General features: G+C 54.6%; 19 protein-coding genes and 1 tRNA gene. 3 read left to right on the forward strand and 17 right to left on the reverse strand.

Annotated elements, in window-relative coordinates; genetic code table 11:
- Nucleotides 1–11 precede the first annotated feature (11 nt).
- From GH984_RS03615 to GH984_RS03625, 3 genes are read right to left on the reverse strand one after another with little or no spacing between them, the layout of a single operon-like run.
- On the reverse strand, nt 12–1,280 hold the full coding sequence (locus GH984_RS03615; RefSeq protein ID WP_172973157.1) for an N-acetylmuramoyl-L-alanine amidase: 1,269 nt from the start codon (nt 1,278–1,280) through the stop codon (nt 12–14).
- 33 nt (nt 1,281–1,313) lie between these two features.
- Nucleotides 1,314–1,727, reverse strand: coding sequence for a tRNA (adenosine(37)-N6)-threonylcarbamoyltransferase complex ATPase subunit type 1 TsaE (gene tsaE / locus GH984_RS03620; protein ID WP_153718853.1), 414 nt, complete (start codon nt 1,725–1,727; stop codon nt 1,314–1,316).
- Nucleotides 1,714–3,210: an NAD(P)H-hydrate dehydratase gene (locus GH984_RS03625; protein ID WP_153718854.1), complete on the reverse strand. Its 1,497-nt coding sequence runs from the start codon at nt 3,208–3,210 to the stop codon at nt 1,714–1,716. The genes tsaE and GH984_RS03625 overlap by 14 nt, the downstream gene beginning before the upstream one ends.
- Nucleotides 3,211–3,231: 21 nt before the next feature.
- Here GH984_RS03625 and queG point away from each other — a divergent pair, with 21 nt between their 5' ends.
- Nucleotides 3,232–4,305 (forward strand): tRNA epoxyqueuosine(34) reductase QueG, encoded by a 1,074-nt coding sequence (queG, locus tag GH984_RS03630; protein ID WP_153718855.1) that lies wholly within the window; start codon nt 3,232–3,234, stop codon nt 4,303–4,305.
- Here the strand turns inward: queG and pgi are convergent.
- The 6 genes from pgi to pcnB are packed head-to-tail and all read right to left on the reverse strand — an operon-like array spanning nt 4,270 to nt 9,936.
- Nucleotides 4,270–5,838, reverse strand: a complete 1,569-nt coding sequence (gene pgi / locus GH984_RS03635; RefSeq protein ID WP_153718856.1) for a glucose-6-phosphate isomerase — start codon at nt 5,836–5,838, stop codon at nt 4,270–4,272. The two genes, queG and pgi, sit on opposite strands and share 36 nt — an antisense overlap.
- The gene (panC, locus tag GH984_RS03640) at nt 5,838–6,710 is read right to left on the reverse strand and encodes a pantoate--beta-alanine ligase (protein WP_153718857.1); all 873 of its coding nucleotides are present in this window, start codon (nt 6,708–6,710) and stop codon (nt 5,838–5,840) included. Before panC ends, pgi begins: the two co-directional genes overlap by 1 nt.
- A 6-nt stretch (nt 6,711–6,716) precedes the next feature.
- Complete coding sequence (panB, locus tag GH984_RS03645; protein WP_256365595.1) at nt 6,717–7,511, reverse strand: 3-methyl-2-oxobutanoate hydroxymethyltransferase; 795 nt, start codon at nt 7,509–7,511, stop codon at nt 6,717–6,719.
- An 8-nt stretch (nt 7,512–7,519) separates the two neighbouring features.
- Complete coding sequence (locus GH984_RS03650; RefSeq protein ID WP_153718859.1) at nt 7,520–8,161, reverse strand: deoxynucleoside kinase; 642 nt, start codon at nt 8,159–8,161, stop codon at nt 7,520–7,522.
- The gene (gene folK, locus GH984_RS03655; protein ID WP_369691955.1) at nt 8,162–8,659 is read right to left on the reverse strand and encodes a 2-amino-4-hydroxy-6-hydroxymethyldihydropteridine diphosphokinase; all 498 of its coding nucleotides are present in this window, start codon (nt 8,657–8,659) and stop codon (nt 8,162–8,164) included.
- On the reverse strand, nt 8,656–9,936 hold the full coding sequence (gene pcnB / locus GH984_RS03660; RefSeq protein ID WP_369691926.1) for a polynucleotide adenylyltransferase PcnB: 1,281 nt from the start codon (nt 9,934–9,936) through the stop codon (nt 8,656–8,658). Before pcnB ends, folK begins: the two co-directional genes overlap by 4 nt.
- 71 nt (nt 9,937–10,007) lie before the next feature.
- Here pcnB and GH984_RS03665 point away from each other — a divergent pair.
- Both GH984_RS03665 and GH984_RS03670 read left to right on the forward strand, forming a co-directional pair.
- Nucleotides 10,008–10,082 (forward strand) — tRNA-Glu (locus GH984_RS03665).
- 135 nt (nt 10,083–10,217) lie between these two features.
- Nucleotides 10,218–10,472, forward strand: a complete 255-nt coding sequence (locus GH984_RS03670; RefSeq protein WP_153718860.1) for a hypothetical protein — start codon at nt 10,218–10,220, stop codon at nt 10,470–10,472.
- A 58-nt stretch (nt 10,473–10,530) separates the two neighbouring features.
- Here the strand turns inward: GH984_RS03670 and GH984_RS03675 are convergent, their stop codons facing one another.
- The 8 genes from GH984_RS03675 to GH984_RS03710 all read right to left on the reverse strand — a co-directional run bounded on the left by GH984_RS03675 (nt 10,531) and on the right by GH984_RS03710 (nt 16,780).
- Complete coding sequence (locus GH984_RS03675) at nt 10,531–11,244, reverse strand: hypothetical protein (RefSeq protein WP_153718861.1); 714 nt, start codon at nt 11,242–11,244, stop codon at nt 10,531–10,533.
- 102 nt (nt 11,245–11,346) lie between these two features.
- Nucleotides 11,347–12,783: a phage terminase large subunit gene (locus tag GH984_RS03680; protein WP_172973158.1), complete on the reverse strand. Its 1,437-nt coding sequence runs from the start codon at nt 12,781–12,783 to the stop codon at nt 11,347–11,349.
- 92 nt (nt 12,784–12,875) lie between these two features.
- Complete coding sequence (locus GH984_RS03685) at nt 12,876–13,277, reverse strand: hypothetical protein (protein ID WP_153718863.1); 402 nt, start codon at nt 13,275–13,277, stop codon at nt 12,876–12,878.
- Between the two features lie 193 nt (nt 13,278–13,470).
- On the reverse strand, nt 13,471–14,193 hold the full coding sequence (locus GH984_RS03690; RefSeq protein WP_153718864.1) for a helix-turn-helix domain-containing protein: 723 nt from the start codon (nt 14,191–14,193) through the stop codon (nt 13,471–13,473).
- Nucleotides 14,193–14,780, reverse strand: a complete 588-nt coding sequence (locus GH984_RS03695; RefSeq protein ID WP_153718865.1) for a hypothetical protein — start codon at nt 14,778–14,780, stop codon at nt 14,193–14,195. The genes GH984_RS03690 and GH984_RS03695 overlap by 1 nt, the downstream gene beginning before the upstream one ends.
- The gene (locus GH984_RS03700; protein ID WP_153718866.1) at nt 14,777–14,977 is read right to left on the reverse strand and encodes a helix-turn-helix domain-containing protein; all 201 of its coding nucleotides are present in this window, start codon (nt 14,975–14,977) and stop codon (nt 14,777–14,779) included. The genes GH984_RS03695 and GH984_RS03700 overlap by 4 nt, the downstream gene beginning before the upstream one ends.
- An 82-nt stretch (nt 14,978–15,059) precedes the next feature.
- Entirely contained in the window at nt 15,060–15,506 is a 447-nt protein-coding gene (locus GH984_RS03705; RefSeq protein WP_153718867.1) for a hypothetical protein, read from the reverse strand.
- Nucleotides 15,503–16,780, reverse strand: a complete 1,278-nt coding sequence (locus tag GH984_RS03710) for a tyrosine-type recombinase/integrase (RefSeq protein ID WP_172973159.1) — start codon at nt 16,778–16,780, stop codon at nt 15,503–15,505. Before GH984_RS03710 ends, GH984_RS03705 begins: the two co-directional genes overlap by 4 nt.
- Nucleotides 16,781–17,191 lie beyond the last annotated feature (411 nt).

The following is a 17,191-nucleotide window of genomic DNA, read 5'->3' on the forward strand; positions in this document are numbered from 1 at the left end:
GGCTTCCTGATTCAAGGAATTTGTAGCGTACGCCCCACGGTGAGCATGTCATTACCGATTCCATTTGCCTGACGGAGCGCGTCGATGGATACGCGGTAGCGATTCGCAATTTGCGATAGCGTATCACCCCGCTGCACCACATGCTGACCATCACCCATCGCGAAGGCTGGGTTTTGCTGCGAAACATGCCGGCGAATACCTTGCAAAAGCCCCGTTGCCAGTTGCTCTTGATAAGCGGTAGAGCGCAGCCGGCGCTCTTCATCAGGATTAGAGATAAAAGCCAACTCAACCAATATGGAAGGCATATCTAGCGACTTCAACACTGCAAAGCCAGCTTGCTCTACGTTTTGGCCATGTACATCGCCAACCCGCGCTAACTCTCCCCGAATCACCTCAGCAACACCCATGCTCTCTTCAATGGTAACTGCACGGGAGAGATCCATTATTACGGAGGCAACCTGCTCATCTTTGTCATGCAAGGTGACGCTGCCAATACGATGGGCCGCGTTTTCGCGCTGAGCCAAGATGCGGCCCATCTCACTCGATGCGCCGGTTTGTGACAAAATGAAAACCGAAGACCCCTTCACACGCCGATCGTTAAACGCATCGGCATGCAAAGAGATAAACAATTCGGCATTCGCATCGCGCGCTCTGCGCGTGCGCTCGCGCAGTGCAATAAAATAATCCCCATCGCGAATTAAAACTGCCCGCAGACCATCCACCGCATTGATGCGATTAGCCAGTCTTTTGGCCACCGCCAACACCACATCTTTTTCTCGAGTACCACCCGCGCCAATTGCGCCAGGATCTTTGCCGCCATGCCCTGCGTCAATAGCAACCACGAACTCTTCGCGCTGCCGGGTTGGCGTGGGTGTCGGAATTGGAGCAGCATCGCCCGAATGTGCTAAATCCAACACCACCCGATGTCCTCGGTTACCGGATGGCGCCAGCTCAAAGCTACTCACCTCGGCCTTTGCAACCAGGTCAAACACTACTCGCAAGCCACCATCACGCGGCGCACTGCGAATGCGCGAAACCGGCCCCGCATCGGCTGGCGGTTCAACAGCGCCACTGGCTAGTTTGGCGTTCTTGAGGTCAAGCACAATTCGATCGGGATTCTCGAGCGTGAACATTCTATGCTCGGCGGCGGCATTCAGATCAAAGACAATCCGCGTTTTTTCTGCTTCGCTAAACGAGCGCACAGACTCCACCAGCGCCTGCGCCCAAACAGTTGCCGGCATTAATGCGATTAATAGCCCAATACTGATCAGCCGTTTCATAGAAAAAAGCGTATCATGAAGAACAAGATAGAGTCATCTCTTAGGAAAATAAGTGAGCGTTGCTTCGCGAGCGTTACCCTGCACGCGCAACACTACATCAATATCAGCTGCTGGCACCACGCCCGCGGCTTGCTCAGGCCACTCGATGAGCAGCACCCCAGCGTCCACCCAATCTCGCAAGCCAATAAACTCAAGCTCCTCAGGGTCGCTCAGCCGGTATAAATCAAGATGAAAAAATTTCCCGGCCGGGGTCTCATAAGGCTCGATAAGCGTGTAGGTTGGACTACGCACAGCGCCTGTATGCCCCATAGCCTGCAAAAAACCACGCACGAGCGTGGTCTTACCTGCGCCTAACTCGCCATGTAAATGAATACACGCAAATGCAGGGCAGTCTTGCGCTATTGAAGCACCTAGTGCTTCGGTTGCCGCAGCATCAACCAGTTGCATGATTAGGATTTACCACCTGACGTAAATGAGCCAACACATCGGTAGCCAATAATCCACGTTCGCCCGCTAATGCAGCCTGATTGGCCGCCTGTGAATGTAGCAGAACACCCGCGTTAGCCGCTTCCCAAGCCGACAAACCCTGCGCCAGTAACCCCGCAATTACTCCGGTCAGCGCATCACCCATGCCACCACTGGCCATACCTGGGTTATAGCTTGCGCAAATACACTGCTGCGCTCCATCACCAATGACCGTTCCGGCCCCTTTAAGCACCACCACGCCGCCGTAGCGCGCCACCAGCGCATCAGCCGCAGCAAACCGATCCTGCTCGATGTCGGCCACGCTGCACCCCAGCAAACGCGCGGCTTCACCGGGGTGCGGCGTGAGTACCGCATTGTCACAACGCCGCGGCGCAGCAGCCAACAAATTCAAACCATCTGCGTCAATCACTAAGGTTGCCTGAGCTCCAGTACTTGCAAAAGTTTCATCAAATAACGCCTGCCCCCAAGGCTGCTGACCTAAACCAGGGCCCAGCGCCACAACACTTGCCCGAGAGAAAAGCACAGCCATATCCGCCTCGGTCTCAATGCCATGCACCATCAGCTCTGGCCGGGCCGCCAGCACCGGCGCAATATGCGCTGAGCGAGTTGCCACGCTCACCAATCCAGCACCAGTTCGGGCAGCGGCCTCACCGGCTATACGTACGGCACCCCCCATACCGTAATCACCGCCCACTACTAGCACATGACCAAAATGCCCCTTATGTGCGGTGGGCGGCCTTTTCGGCAGCAAACGCGCTAACTGCGCCTGCTGAAGGATGCCTTTTGTACTCGATGCCTGATCAAAAACACCAGCAGGCACGTCTAAATCATCAAATAACAAGCGGCCCACATAATCAGGAGCCTGAGCGGTGTAAAGCCCCTGTTTGCGGCCAATAAAGCTCATTGTCCATTGCGCGCGGATGGCACAACCCAACACCTGCCCGGTGCGAGCGCTTAGGCCTGATGGTACATCGACGGCAAATACGGGTTTAGCCGCGTTATTTACTGCCTGAATCACATCGGCCCAATGACCCGTCACCGGCCGGTCTAACCCCGTACCCAATAGTGCATCGATGACTACATCGGCTTGGCCCAGCGCATCGGCTGAAAACGCCACCGGTTGAATTACCGCTAACGCGTCTTCCGCGGCCGCAGCCGCATCGCCCTGCAGCTGGTCCACGGGGCTTAACGCACACAGTGTAACCTCAAGGCCCGCGTCGGCCGCCAGCCGAGCGATCACATACCCATCGCCGCCGTTATTACCGCCACCGCACAGCACCAACAGGTGCCGACATTGCGGCATTTGCTGACGCAGGCTTTGCCAAGCTGCCCGGCCTGCACGGGCCATAAGCACATGCCCAGGAATACCAAATTCCTGAATAGCACGCCGATCTAGAGCCTGCACTTGGGCGGGGGTATACACTGGAAGACAATCTTGCAACATGCACTTAGTATATCGAGCATCATGGACTTATCGCGAATTACCACTGATTTAAAGCAGTGGAGTAAAGCCCTTGGCTTTGACTCCATCGGTATCGCTAAGCCTGAGCTTGCCGCGGATGAGGCGCATTTACTGCGCTGGCTACAAGATGGTCGCCATGGAACCATGGCATGGATGCCCCGTCATGGCCGCAAACGCGCGCGTCCCGCGCAACTCGTGCCGGGCACCGTGCGCATCATCAGCGTGCGCATGAATTACTTGCCCCCCAATTTAGAACCCACCGAAACGGTGCTTAATGACTCGCGACGCGCATTTATTGCACGCTATGCCTTAGGGCGTGACTATCACAAACTGATGCGCCGTCGACTCCAGCAGCTTGCCGATAAAATACAGGCCGTTGCAGGCCCCTTTGGCTACCGCGTATTTGTAGACAGCGGCCCTATTCTTGAAAAAGCACTGGGGCGTAATGCCGGCCTGGGCTGGATTGGCAAAAACACCTTATTGCTTGACCGAGAGGTTGGGTCCTATTTTTTCTTAGGCGAACTGCTTACCGATTTACCGCTACCCGCCGATGCCCCACCTGATGATTTATGTGGCAGCTGTCGTGCCTGTATTGATATCTGCCCCACCGCGGCAATTACCGGGCCTCAACAGCTAGATGCCCGGCGTTGCATTTCTTATCTGACCATCGAGCATCAGGGGAGTATTCCTGAATCACTGCGCCCTGCCATTGGCAATCGGGTGTTTGGCTGTGATGACTGCCAAATGGTATGCCCATGGAACCGTTATGCTAAGCCTACCGATGAGAAGGATTTTCACCCGCGCCATGGCTTGGATCATGCCTCATTGGTGTCGCTGTTTAATTGGAGCGAAGCGGAATTTCTTAACAAAACCGAAGGTTCTGCAATACGCCGCTTGGGCCATGAGCGATGGCTTCGTAATCTTGCCGTGGCGCTAGGCAATGGCCCCGCTGATTCAGAGGCCATTGACGCGCTACAGCAGCGCCTAGATCACCCTTCTGAATTAGTGCGTGAACACGTGCGCTGGGCGTTAGAGCGGCTCTTAGCCGTGTCGCCAAGCCAAGAATTGGCGGACTAAACCTGCGGTTGAAGCATCTAATTCTGTCGAGGGATCACCACCGCTGAGTAATGGGCGAAGGTCCCGCGCCAATCGCTTACCTAACTCAACACCATACTGATCGAAGGGGTTAACACCCCAAATCACTGCCTCCACAAACGTTCGGTGCTCATACAACGCAATCAGCGCGCCGAGGGTTGTCGGATCCAGTCGATGCAAGAGCAACGTGTTACTCGGCCGATTCCCGGGGCAGTGCAGTGCCGGTCGATCTGAATCAGCCCTATTACCCTGCATTAATGCCTGACTTTGGGCAAACAAGTTGGCCGCAAGCTCTAACGGTTCACCACGCTCACCCGCCACGGGTGCGGCAACACCAATAAAATCGACGGGCATCACCTCTGTGCCCTGATGAAGCGCTTGAAAAAAGGCATGCTGACCCGGTGTACCAGTTTGCCCCCAAATGGCGGCTGCGGTAGGCACCGTCACGGCTTGCCCCGCTCGATCAACCGATTTGCCGTTGCTCTCCATCACCAACTGCTGCAAGTAGGCAGGCAAATAACGCAAGCGCTCGGTATAGGGCACTACAACCTGGCTACGTCGGCCCAATAAACTGCCATGCAATACCGCCAATAAACCCTGAATGACGGGCATATTGCGGGCTAACGGCGCCTCGCAAAAATGCGTATCCATGGCAGAGGCACCCGCCAATAGTTCTTCAAATGCCTCAGGCCCAATGGCTAGCATCACTGAAAAACCGACGGCAGACCACAGCGAATAACGCCCGCCAACCCAGTCCCACAAAGGCAAAGCCGAGGCAGGATCCAAGCCCAACGAGCGCACATGCGCCGGGTCAGCGGTAATGCCGATCACTTGACGCGCAATAGCCGCATCATCGGCAAGGTCTCGTCTTAACCACGCCATGGCTTCATGCGCATTGGCAAGCGTTTCACTAGTGCCAAAACTCTTAGAAGCCACCAGCACTAACGTGCTACGTGGGTCACACTGGGCCAGCGTGCGTGACATTTCCACGCCATCAATGTTGGCAACAAAATGGATCCGGGGCCCGTCGGCAAGCGGTGCTAACGCATCAACGGCAAGTCGTGGCCCAAGATCAGAGCCCCCAATACCAATGTTAATCACATCTTTAATGGGTTCACCGGTAATACTTGTGTAGGCACCGCTGCGAATCTCTTTGGCCAACGTTGCCATGCGCGCTCTCGCGTCTTTGACCTCAGGCAAGGTCACTTGAACCGCAGCTCGTAACGCCGTGTGTAAGGCAGCTCGTCCTTCTGTTTCGTTAACCCGCTGGCCGGCAAACATAGCGTCACGATGCCGCGGAAGCTCGCGTGCCTCAGCCAGCGCAACCAAATCTGCCATCAGTATCGAATCAACTGGCTGCTTTGAGAAATCGAGCAACATTCCAGCGGCTTCTACCGAATAGTGCTCAAAACGCTGTGGATCTGCAGCAAACAGTGCATTAAGCGACTGCGCCGCGATGGCCTCGCGCTTTTCAGCGAGCACCTGCCATGCCTGACATGCTTGCAAACTCTCCATTACGCCTCCACCACGCCCGGTGCGGGCAACATCACCGGTAAATTATCAATCAAACGTGCCCGGCCCAAATGCGCCGCCACCAAAATAACGAGCGACTGATCGCCCGGCTGGGCTTTTTCTAAATCCGCCGCGCGTCTTATTTCTAAATAATCCGGCTTGAGACCGCCAGCAATAAGCTGACTTAGACCCGCTTGCACCAATGCGTTTAAATTGGCCTCACCCTGGGTCATCCGGTCTGCCAACATCGTGAGTGTCTGATAAATCACTGCCGCCTGCTCAGTTTGCTCTGCAGATAGATAAGCATTGCGGCTACTCATCGCAAGCCCACTCGGCTCCCGAGCCACGGGAGCACCCACAATCTCAATAGGCCAAGCCAAGTCGGTTACCATCTGCCGAATGACCATTAACTGCTGATAATCTTTCAGTCCAAATACAGCCAAGTCAGGTTGCACCACATTAAAGAGCTTAGCCACCACCGTAGCCACGCCAGTAAAATGCCCGGGGCGACTAACCCCACATAAGATGTTGTTGAGCCGTGGCACATCAACCCGCGTTTGCAAGCTTGGCCCACTGGGATAGAGCGTTTCTACGCTTGGGGCAAAAACCACATCCACCGATTTACTTTCGAGTAAGGCACAATCGGCCTCGTAAGTCCTTGGATAATCAACAAAATCCTCGCCTACTGAAAACTGAGTTGGGTTAACAAAAATGCTAACCACAATGCGGTCTGCTTGCCGACGCGCCTCATCAACCAATGTTAGATGGCCGCCATGCAAATTGCCCATCGTCGGCACAAAACCCACGCGCAGACCAGCTTTGCGCCAAGCCAACACCTGCTTACGTAATGCATCGGTTTGGGTGATCTCTTCCATGCCTACTTACTCAAAGCATTCGGTAGCGTCAGGAAAAGTACGCGCCCTAACCGCCTCAGCATAAGCCGACAGTGCGCCCGGTATGCTTTGGCCCTGTGGCATAAAGTTGCGGCTAAATCGCGGCACCCGCCCTTGGGTAATGCCCAATACATCTTGTAGCACGAGCACTTGTCCATCACAGTTCACACCCGCCCCAATGCCAATTAACGGTAAGTTCACCGCAGCGCGAATACGCTCGGCAACCGGTGCTGATACGCACTCTACTAATAGCAAATCAGCGCCCGCAGCCTCTAAGGCGCAAGCATCCTCAACAATTCGGTTTGCGCTTTGCTCATCTTTACCTTGCACCTTAAAACCGCCGAGCTTGTCGACTAACTGAGGTTGCAGCCCAATATGCGCACAAACAGGCACGCCCGCTATTGTCAGTGCCTCCACAATGGCCGCTTGGTCCTGCGTGCCCTCCAGCTTTACCATCTGTGCGCCGCCATGCTTCATTAAGGCCCCTGCGCTGTCGATAGCGGTTGCCTCGTCGGCATAGCTTAGAAATGGCAGATCGGCCATCAACAAAGCTCGGTCTAACCCGCGCGCAACACACTGACAATGGTAAACAATATCCTCCACCGTTACCGGTACCGTGCTGCCATGCCCCTGAATCACGTTGCCCAGGGAATCGCCCACCAACACCACATCTACCCCCGCGTTATCAACGGCTTGGGCAAACGTATAATCGTAGGCAGTTAGCGCCACAATTGGCTGCTGTTCAGCACGCATTTTTTGTAAGGTGCTTAGCGTAACTCTCAAGGCTCTACTCACTCTGCCGGATTAAAGTAATGACGACCGTGACCTATCTGACTCATCTCTTCAACCAGTACATCCAAATGTTGATCAGAGGCAAGCGGGTTAAGCCCCGTGCTATTAACAATCAGAACGGGCGATTCGTCATAGTCATGAAAAAAGTCGATATAGGCATTGGCAAGCCGCTCTAAATAAACCGTATCAAGTTGTGCCTCTAGCGCGCCCCCATAACGCCGCAGACGCGCCTGCAGCACATCAACCGGGGCCTGCAGGTAAACCACTAAATCGGGCGGTGAGACTTGCGGCGCCATCACTGACCATATCCGTTCGTACAACGCCAACTCGGCATCATCCAGGTTTAAGGCAGCAAAAAGTCGATCTTTTGCAAACAGAAAATCGGAGATATACCGCGGAGCAAAAAGATCACTTTGGCGGATTTGACTTAGCTCTTCAGCGCGCTCCAATAAAAAATGCAACTGTGTTGCCAGCGCGCCCTCACGCGGATTCTGGTAAAACCGCTCCAGAAACGGATTGGTTGTACTTTGCTCAAGCAATAGCTCCGCATCTAGCCGTTCAGCCAGTTGTGCGGCCAATCGGCTTTTCCCAACACCAATCGGGCCCTCAACTACCAAATGATTAAATACCGGATCTGCCATTTACCCCTCAATCGGCACCATGCCAGTGCCATCGACTTTTTGTATTAAATCGCTCAACAAGCCCATACCGGGAATAACCAACTCTGCTGAGATCTCTGCCAGAGGATACAGCACGAAGGCACGCTCCGGCATGCCAGGATGCGGTATGTTCAGCGTGTCGCTTTGATACTGACTATTGCCATGTAAAAGAATATCCAAATCAAGCGGCCTTGGCCCCCAGCGCTGCCCATTTAAATCTCGCCCGGCTTGATTCTCAATGGCCTTTAAGGCTTGCAGCAAAGGCTCTGGCTCATAGGTTGTATCGATAGCGGCCACCGCGTTCACATAATCGGGCTGTGGCACTGGGCCCATGGGTGGATTCCCATAGAGCCGAGAGGTTTGCACGAGTGTGGTTTGAGGCAGTGCTGCAAGGGCAGCAAACCCTGCCTTCACCTGCCACACAGGGTCGGCCAAGTTACTGCCAACGCCAATGTAAACGCGATTGCTCACACGGCTTATCGGGATCGATTACGACGCCGACGGCGGGGCGGTGCCGGTGGTGGCGCATCATCACTACTGGCCTGAAACTCCGTCCACCACTGTGCTAATGCCGGATCAGCCAAGCCTGCCTCTGCGCGCAACAGTAAAAAATCGTATGCCGCTCGAAAGCGCGGATGACCAAATAACCGCCGAGCCTTGCTCTGGGAGCGCGTATCTAACCGCGGCTGCAGACTCCAAATTTCGCGCATTGGCAATGAGAAGCGTTTTGGAATGGCAACGCGGCGTAGCTGCCGCTCTAGCGCTTCGGTGACCGCCTGCTCTAGCAATTCAGGATCAATGCCGGGGGCCAATTGCTCACCCGGTAGTTGCGCCATAATGGCAGGCCACAACAAGGCGGCAAATAAAAACGCCGGTGTTACGGGCCGGCCATCATTAATTCTGGCATCGGTATTGGCCAACGCTTGCTTAACAAACGCTAAGCGAGCCCCGCTGGGGTCATCATCCAGCGCTGAATCGGTGGCAGGAAACAAATACCGAAACAATCCATAATGCCGCAAGGCATCAATGGTTTGGGCGCCCTGACCACCCATAAAAAGCTTGAGCACTTCATCAAAAAGCCTAGCTGGCGGAATATCGGCCAGTAAGTCTGCCATCCGGGGGATAGGATCTGCCGTTGCTGGATCGATCACAAAATCAAGCTTGGCCGCAAAGCGCACCGCGCGGAGCATTCGCACCGGATCTTCTCGATACCGAACCTCTGGCTCACCAATCAAGCGAAGCTGGCGTGCCTCGAGATCTGCCATACCACCGGCATAATCAACAATCGAAAAATCGGCGATGTTGTAATACAAGGCGTTAACCGTGAAGTCGCGCCGTAGCGCATCTTCTTCGATATCGCCGTACACGTTATCCCTAAGGATCATGCCATCTTCCATCACGCGATCGTTATTCTGTTCGCCATCCGACGGCGTTAGTGCGCGAAACGTGGCAACTTCTATGATCTCTGGACCGAAATGCACATGCGCTAAGCGAAATCGCCGACCAATCAAACGGCAATTTCTAAATAGCGCTTTGACCTGCTCGGGCGTTGCATCCGTTGCCACATCAAAATCTTTAGGGTCGCGATTGAGCGAAAGATCTCTGACACCGCCCCCAACCAGGTAGGCGCCGTAGCCTGCTGTTTTTAAACGATAAAGCACTTTTAGCGCATGATCGCTAATACGACTACGTGAGATAACATGCCGATCACGCGGCACGATCGTCGGCTCAATAGACTGTGTTTGAAGTTGGCTCACTAAGCGGCCGAGTCCTCTTGTATGACTTCAACGAGCCCGTATAATACCAGCCCTTGTCGCTCAACAGTTATGCTCCCATCGTCTAGCGGTTAGGACGCTGCCCTCTCAAGGCGGAAACCGGGGTTCAAGTCCCCGTGGGAGCACCAATAAAATCAACAACTTACGAAAAACGACTGACCAAGTTGTCTAAAAACTGTCTAAAATACGTCCCTGAATAAACCTGAACGGCTGTGGACATTTCCGACCAACGGTAGCGGGCATTTGATGGGCTAACCGGTAGCATGGGGCCACCATTTCAACGCGACGGTGCAACCATGAAATACCTAAAAGCCAGCCACGCTGGTATTGAAAAAATCCACCCCAGCCAGTTACCCCAGCATGCCCGGGTTATGACTGCGGCATGCTTTTGTTACTCAATCCGTGATGCGGACGCACCGATCTACGGGGCGCTGGGTGATAAGACTGCGGAAGCGGTGATGCTGGCGGGTGATCCTGACAAAATAGAACGGCTGGCGGGGGTGATATTTCCCGCCTAGATAAAAACCGCGCCCGCGGGCTTTTTAACGGGCGCGGCCCAGCACCTGCGGCTGTGAACTAGTCGAGACCGCTCAGCTTTAGCAAATTCGCCTCATGCTGCTTTTGCTCGGCTTCAAAAGCCTTTTTCTGCTCATCGTTGGGCGCGGCTTTACTTGCGAGGGCTAGCGCATGCTGGCCTACCTCGTGAAGGAAAGTATCGGCCTTTTCCAGACGCTCACGCTCGGCCACCACACTGGGGAACAATTGCTTAGCGGCGTAGGCCCTGAACGCGGGCAGGTCTTTATCCTGCAACCCTGACACCACCGCCGGGGCGGATAGAACCGCGGAAATCACTCGGCGGTTTCCGCTTGATATCGCTTCACGCACATAGGCTGTCCGCTGGGCCGCGTCCATCTCTCGCAACGCTTGCCGGGTTTCAGGGCCGTGCGGGTCATCTTTGCCAAGCTCGTCGGTTAGCTTAGAGTCCAACGCAACGATGCGCTCGCTCAGCTTGCCGCGGGCCTCGGTAACGTGTTTTTGCGACTGCTCCGCTACCCGCTTGGCGTGGCGGTCAATTTCCTGCAAATGCGCCGCGGCTGTGCTGTGGGGATTGCGGTTGCTCCGCATCGACAGCAGGCCCTCGAACGCCTCTGACACCCTTTTCTGTTTCCCCAGGGCGTAATTGATGTCGGGGTCATCATCTCCGAATGACTCCGCCCAACTTTCAGGAACTTGTAGTGCGGCCGGTATCTCTTTGCTTAGGTCTGGGAGTGCAGGTTGTGCAGCTTTCATTTTCTGTCCTCACTGGGTGTTGATAGGTAAACGTGTAAGACTCGCCGGTTGCCTGTCCTCGGCTGTCGACGATGCAAAATCGGATGGTTCGGGTTTCTCGTCTCATGCCACCCCCCTAATAACGGTGCGTGGGTATTGTTGAAACTCGGCTGTCACGGCATACCGGCTAGCGTCCGCTGCATGGTCTGGGCCGGTCGTATCAATATCTTCAGGCCGGCGTGGGTCTCTGGGCAGGTTTGGCACGGTGGCCCACCAATACGAGCACCGACGCGAAACGTAAAGGCCGGGCTTGTCGGGCTTGCCAGCATCCTGCAACAGCCGCGCCATCGTCTGCCAGCCGGCAATACGGCCGCCTTTGTGTGCTCTCTGAAACACCACGCCGTTTCTTTGGAATTCCTGCGCTATTGAGCCAGCCTCACCGCCGGTGCGATTAAATATCGCGTCGTCTGCTACCCCTTGCGGTTTCGCTTGCCACTGTTTGCACATGTCCACGATGGCCGCGGCTTGTTCTGGAACGGTGAGGCCGGTGCCTTGTGTCTGGTCATCTGGGTGCGCGGTGGTGATTTCATCGAGCAGAATGATCGAGTCTTTTGGGTACACCACACCATCGGGCGCGGCGTGCCCCGGTGATTTCGCAACCAAATACGTTACGCTCGGGGCGCTTACCCCAAAATCGTGGGCGAGGAAAATCCGCCAGTCTGTAACTAGCGACGGATCATGATGGTAAATGGATCGTTTGTTTAATCGATGGTTGATGCGGTTGGGCAGATAGGCCCACGGTTCGATCATGCTGCGGTTTGTATCGAGGACATGGGCGAAATACGCGCCCCTAATCACGCTCCAATCGCCATCCAGCCATGCGCGGGCTAACTCAGGGTCAGTCGCGCAGGATGCCTTTAGATTCGCCGCGTAACGGTCACGATCGATAAAATCATTATCTCGATAGGTCGAGGCGATGGTCACGAACTGCCCGCCGGTGGCGGCATCCGTAAACGGAACCCACGATTGCCGCATTGCATAGCGCTTGGCCAGCCAATGGTGGCCACTACCGCCGGGGTTAGCCAAAATGATAAAACGCAACGGAATGCCGGTTGGTGCTCTTAGACTACTCCGCAAGCGATCAACCAACGCTGGACTGCTAAACTGCCCCGCTTCATCAACCGCGATATGTGAGAAACCCTTGCCCTGGTATTTTTGAAAATCCCGCTCGGATTCGAGTTGGTCGAGTTGAATGGTCGCGCCGTTTCCGAGCGTAAACTTGTGCGTGCGTCGGTCATGATTAAACCCTCGATGGCCGTATACGGCGCTCAGGAATGCGTGCAGGTCGGATTCAAGCTCTGACAGGCCCGGGAAGGAACGGCGTACTACTAGGCACTTAGCCGCTGCTTTCCATTTCTCACAATGGCGAAGAAATAAAACGAACAACAGCCATGTTTTGCCGCCACCGCGACCGCCTGCTAGGCACAAGTCGAAGGATTCCGGGACGGCCATCGCGTGACGCTGCCACTCGCTAAGATCGTCCGGACGCTGCTCAGCCATCGTCGGATTGCTCCGCCGGCTTGCGGTCTCTTTTCCGTTGCTGGGCCGCCCACCATTTGCGAAAGGCCTCGGAGTCGGGCCTGACATACTCTCTAGGCATCCGTGCCAACCTTCGGCCGCTCACCTAGCGCACTAATGTATTTTTCCGCCGGCATCGAGTCCGGCAAGTTGAACACCACCTGAACCGGCTCACCGGCCCCCTGCGAGCCTTTTTCGCTCAGTCCGTGCCTGACTGCCAGCAGGGTGGTTGCGGCCTTTGTATCGCCTTGTATGGCTCGATCGTAAAGGGCGGCTAAAAGCTGGTCGCGCTCCACGGCCAACGCGTCACGCCAAATAGATGCGCTGCCCGGGTCATCGACAATCACCCGGCGGAACTGGGTCAGGGGCATGCCCAGCGCATCGGCGGCTTTGGACTCGGTCAGGGTTCCGCTTGCGGCCATTGCCTCAAGGTGGGCGCGTGCGCCGGGGGGCAACTTTACGAACGGTCTAGCCATTCTTAATCCCTCTGTATCAGGGGCGGAATCAGGGCGCTAAACCCATCAACTCGCCTCGGTTTTTTGACTGTTTTTAGACAACTAATAATCATTATTATTTCAGAACAATAGGTTAGTGTCTACGTTTCCGCCTTGAAAAGGCGAATCAAAACGAAAAAAAACAAAGCGGAATGCAGGTTTGAATGAAAAATCATCACAACATTCGCCGCTTTTTCACTGGCTCGGTCTGCCATTGATCGCGCCAGCCTTCAGCATCTAGCCATTTCAATGGCGTCATTGGCTGGCTATTGCTTTGTCGGGTATATCGCATCCACCGGTTTGCACCATCAACGATGGTTTTCAACTCAACACCGGAAGCCACCAAGGCATCAATGCGGCGCTCACATTCTCTAACTTGTGCCCGCTTAACTCCTGCTTGCCAGAACTGAGGATGTTTATCACTTTGCGGTTGCTCGGATTGATTAACCGATTCTTTATCCGATTCATTCATAGATTTGGGTGACATGGGTGTCACTGGTGGGGTGACACTGGCGTCACTGGTTGGTGACATGGGTGTCACTAGTGGGGTGACATCGGTGTCACTAGTGGGGTTTAGCCGGTAAACATTGGAACGCCCTTGGGTGCGCTCTACCTGAATGAAGCCAGCGCGTGATAATTGGTTGATGGCTCGAACTACGCTGCGCCGGTCTGCATTCGTGGATTGCGCCAAGGTATTTAGCGACGGCCAGCAGACGCCAGTTTTGGCATTAGCCATATTCGCCAGCGTGATGGCCACCGTTATTTCAGATCGCCTCAGGGGTGGGTCAGTTTTAGCCAGAGCCTGAAGCCACTCAAGTTTCTGAACCAATGACAAGGTGGTATTCTGTTGGTGTACTGCATTGGCCTCGCTATTGGCGGGGCTTTTTTTTTGCCTCATTACGCGCCCCCCGTTTTGTAAACCAACGAAAAGCCGGGCAGATACTTATCGAGCATCCTCTGAACCGCCTCGGGTGTTGGCTCCACCTGCACCTTGCGCTTGCGGAACCCGGCTTCAATAGCGGCGGCGTTTGGTGACATCGTTCCGTCAATAACTTCCTTCGCAAGATCGGGGCGGTCGCGCTTGAGCCGGGCAACGGTGTGGCCGACGCTAGTGCCATATGAGTTTGGAAACCGGATATTATCCGCTTTCCTCTCATCAGCCGGTGTGTACTGATTCGCTCCGGTTGGATTTCCGCGATTTCCAGCCTGCTGCATCTCCCCCTTGATCAACCGCACGGCTTCTTCATCGTCCTCGCAATAGCGAATCAGGCGGGGCATGGTTAATTCCAAGCCCTGCCACATCCGATGCTCAACGAATGACTGAAAAGACGTAAAAGGCTGGCCGTTTTTGTCCGTGCGATCGGCCCATAAACGGCGCTCGATTATCGTCGTGATAGCCTGCGGGAAAGTGCTAAACAGATTTCGCGCATCATGGTGGGCAACCCGTTGAGCCATTGTGACCACGTTTTGATATTTGTCAGTCATACGGCCTCCTGCTCAATCATCTCTGAATGCAGGTCAATCCATGCCTCTGCATCTTTGCGACGTATCAGGGTGCGCCGGCCAACTTTGATTGCAGGCAGCCGTTTGGCTTTGATCTCCCCGTATAGGGTGGTGCGGCCGATTCCGAGAATCCGGGCGGCATCGTTTACGCTGTATGCGATAACTTCGGCTTGGTTCATGTCGTTTCCTCGCGTATGTCAGTGAATACGGTGGAAAGACTCGCAAGCGGGGTTGGGGTCATTGGCTAGCAATGAACCCCTTTTATTTTGTTCGAGGGTTTACCGTGTGACGCTTAAGAGTTGACTCGCTGGGGTAGCCGTCCTGTTCTGCGACTCGCTTTCTCAATTCTTTAATACCTAATTTCGGGTTTTTCCGGTGCTCAGCATCAACGGCCGCTTGAAGCTCAGCTTTGCGGTGGCTCCAATACGCTTTTGCTTTTCCGCCAGCGCTCGCACCTTGTAACTGGCGCTCGCCTCGAATGGTGTCGGGGTCAGTATTCCACCCCTTGAGAAGTCGCAAACTATCGAGCTTCGCTAATATCAAAATCGCTTTGCTCGACGCGGGCTTGGACGCTAACAACCGCTCGACCGTCTCTAGGTGGCCCTGAATCTCAGGATGCGGAGTATCGCCCCAATACTCTTTATGGGCTTCGAGCCGCGCTCTAGGGGTGCGGCTGGTTAGCAGGGTTTTAATATCCGCATTGTTCATCTTATCGCCACCACTTTATCATCGGCATCAATGCCCCAAGTTGGCCCCAACTGGCGTACGGCATCTCGCACATAACTATCCGCTAAATGGCCATAATGTTTCTCGACCATTCGCGTATCGGAATGCCCAAGGTTTTGCGCCACTACCAGCAAGGGGACACCATTCATGACCGCGTGGCTGGCATAGGTATGGCGCAGACCATGAAAGGTAATATCAACGCCAGCAATCTTGGCGGCCCTTTTCATGGGCCTTAGCTGCTGTGATTTTTTCCACCTCTGGGTTTCAGGGTGCTCAAACATCGGCTCACGCGGGTTGCGGCCGGCGGTGTGGCGTTTGAAAAACTCAATGCCTTCATTGTTCAAGTAGACCGGATGCGGTTTTGAGCCTTTTGAATTGCCGGACATAACCAGCCCGCGATCTAAATTGAAGTCACCAACATTCATTGCGCCCAAGTCGCCATATCGAGCGCCCGTATAGATAGCGCCCTGCACTAACTCACGAAAACCCGGCTCGCAGGCGTTTACCAGCCGCCTAACCTCTTCGCCGTTCAAATAAGCGACTCTGGCTTTTGAGACAACTGAAAACGGCTTTACTCGCTTTCCGGCCCATGCGGAATTGGTCTGCACCTTGCCAGCGAGAAACGCCTCATTCAGACCGGCTTTTAGAACGCTCAAAACTCGATTAGCCGAATCGCGCCGCCGGCGCTGATACTCTTTTTCGTCCTCGGGCTTGTCGAAAGACGGCTTTGGCTTTGGTTGCCCAAGCTGGTTAAAACCGGGGTGCTCAGCCATGTTCAAAAGCCACTCTCGCAACCGCTCCGAGCTTAAATTGCTTAATTTGATGTTACCCAGCGCGGGCGTGATATAAAGCTCTGTGCGGCGTCTGCTATCGCCTGACGAACGGCCCTCATTGTCTAGCCGCCGGTGGTAATCGTCCATTGCATCAGCGACGGTATAGGGGCCGACATGCTTACCGCTGGCGGTTGCCGCAAGGGATGTTGAAAGGGTGCGGGCTTGCGCTTGGGCTTGCGACCAACTGAACACCCGAATGCCATCAGCATCTGACATATCATCGGCGATGCCGATATTTTTCAATGCATAGCGCTGCGTCTGCGGGTCATAAAACCTCGCAAGCCATTTGCCTCCTCTCCTCCCTTTGCGGTAGCCAACATGCAACCCGCTATGGATCGCCCGCCACCGGATTTTGAGGTCAGCCGGAATCGACGACCGCGCCGCTCGACTATCTACCTTAGCGTCTCTAACTGTTCTGGCCATGATGCGCGCCTCCAAAAGTTGTCTAAAAACTGTCGAGAATACGTCGCTGAACATTGACGAACAGTATAGAACAAGGCGGAAACCGCATCAAGAAAAACAAATACTTAGGTGAACATTAGTGAACAGTAAAACCCCCCAATAGACCTCTCTCAAGGCGGAAACCGGGGTTCAAGTCCCCGTGGGAGCACCAATGAAATCAAAAGCTTACGAAATATAACTGGCCAGCTTGTCTAACAATTGTCTAAAACTTCACAACAGATGCGGCTGAATCATACTCGACCAAGTCATTCTGACTCATTTTCCAGATAGTGACTCATCATGTAACCCTCTGATTTTACGAAGCCCCGCGGGGCCAGAAAGGGAAACGATGTCTTTCCATTTCTCATATCGCTTCTGAACTTCAATCGGGGC

Origin of the sequence: Spiribacter salilacus (assembly GCF_009649225.1) — a bacterium.
In the GTDB taxonomy this organism is placed as follows: domain Bacteria; phylum Pseudomonadota; class Gammaproteobacteria; order Nitrococcales; family Nitrococcaceae; genus Spiribacter; species Spiribacter salilacus.

Coding starts and splice junctions, on each gene's coding strand:
- GH984_RS03615 (WP_172973157.1), bottom strand. CDS start 1,280: ATGAAACGGCTGATCAGTATTGGGCTATTAATCGCATTAATGCCGGCA.
- tsaE (WP_153718853.1), bottom strand. CDS start 1,727: ATGCAACTGGTTGATGCTGCGGCAACCGAAGCACTAGGTGCTTCAATA.
- GH984_RS03625 (WP_153718854.1), bottom strand. CDS start 3,210: ATGTTGCAAGATTGTCTTCCAGTGTATACCCCCGCCCAAGTGCAGGCT.
- queG (WP_153718855.1), top strand. CDS start 3,232: ATGGACTTATCGCGAATTACCACTGATTTAAAGCAGTGGAGTAAAGCC.
- pgi (WP_153718856.1), bottom strand. CDS start 5,838: ATGGAGAGTTTGCAAGCATGTCAGGCATGGCAGGTGCTCGCTGAAAAG.
- panC (WP_153718857.1), bottom strand. CDS start 6,710: ATGGAAGAGATCACCCAAACCGATGCATTACGTAAGCAGGTGTTGGCT.
- GH984_RS03650 (WP_153718859.1), bottom strand. CDS start 8,161: ATGGCAGATCCGGTATTTAATCATTTGGTAGTTGAGGGCCCGATTGGT.
- GH984_RS03670 (WP_153718860.1), top strand. CDS start 10,218: ATGGGGCCACCATTTCAACGCGACGGTGCAACCATGAAATACCTAAAA.
- GH984_RS03675 (WP_153718861.1), bottom strand. CDS start 11,244: ATGAAAGCTGCACAACCTGCACTCCCAGACCTAAGCAAAGAGATACCG.
- GH984_RS03680 (WP_172973158.1), bottom strand. CDS start 12,783: ATGGCTGAGCAGCGTCCGGACGATCTTAGCGAGTGGCAGCGTCACGCG.
- GH984_RS03685 (WP_153718863.1), bottom strand. CDS start 13,277: ATGGCTAGACCGTTCGTAAAGTTGCCCCCCGGCGCACGCGCCCACCTT.
- GH984_RS03690 (WP_153718864.1), bottom strand. CDS start 14,193: ATGAGGCAAAAAAAAAGCCCCGCCAATAGCGAGGCCAATGCAGTACAC.
- GH984_RS03695 (WP_153718865.1), bottom strand. CDS start 14,780: ATGACTGACAAATATCAAAACGTGGTCACAATGGCTCAACGGGTTGCC.
- GH984_RS03700 (WP_153718866.1), bottom strand. CDS start 14,977: ATGAACCAAGCCGAAGTTATCGCATACAGCGTAAACGATGCCGCCCGG.
- GH984_RS03705 (WP_153718867.1), bottom strand. CDS start 15,506: ATGAACAATGCGGATATTAAAACCCTGCTAACCAGCCGCACCCCTAGA.
- GH984_RS03710 (WP_172973159.1), bottom strand. CDS start 16,780: ATGGCCAGAACAGTTAGAGACGCTAAGGTAGATAGTCGAGCGGCGCGG.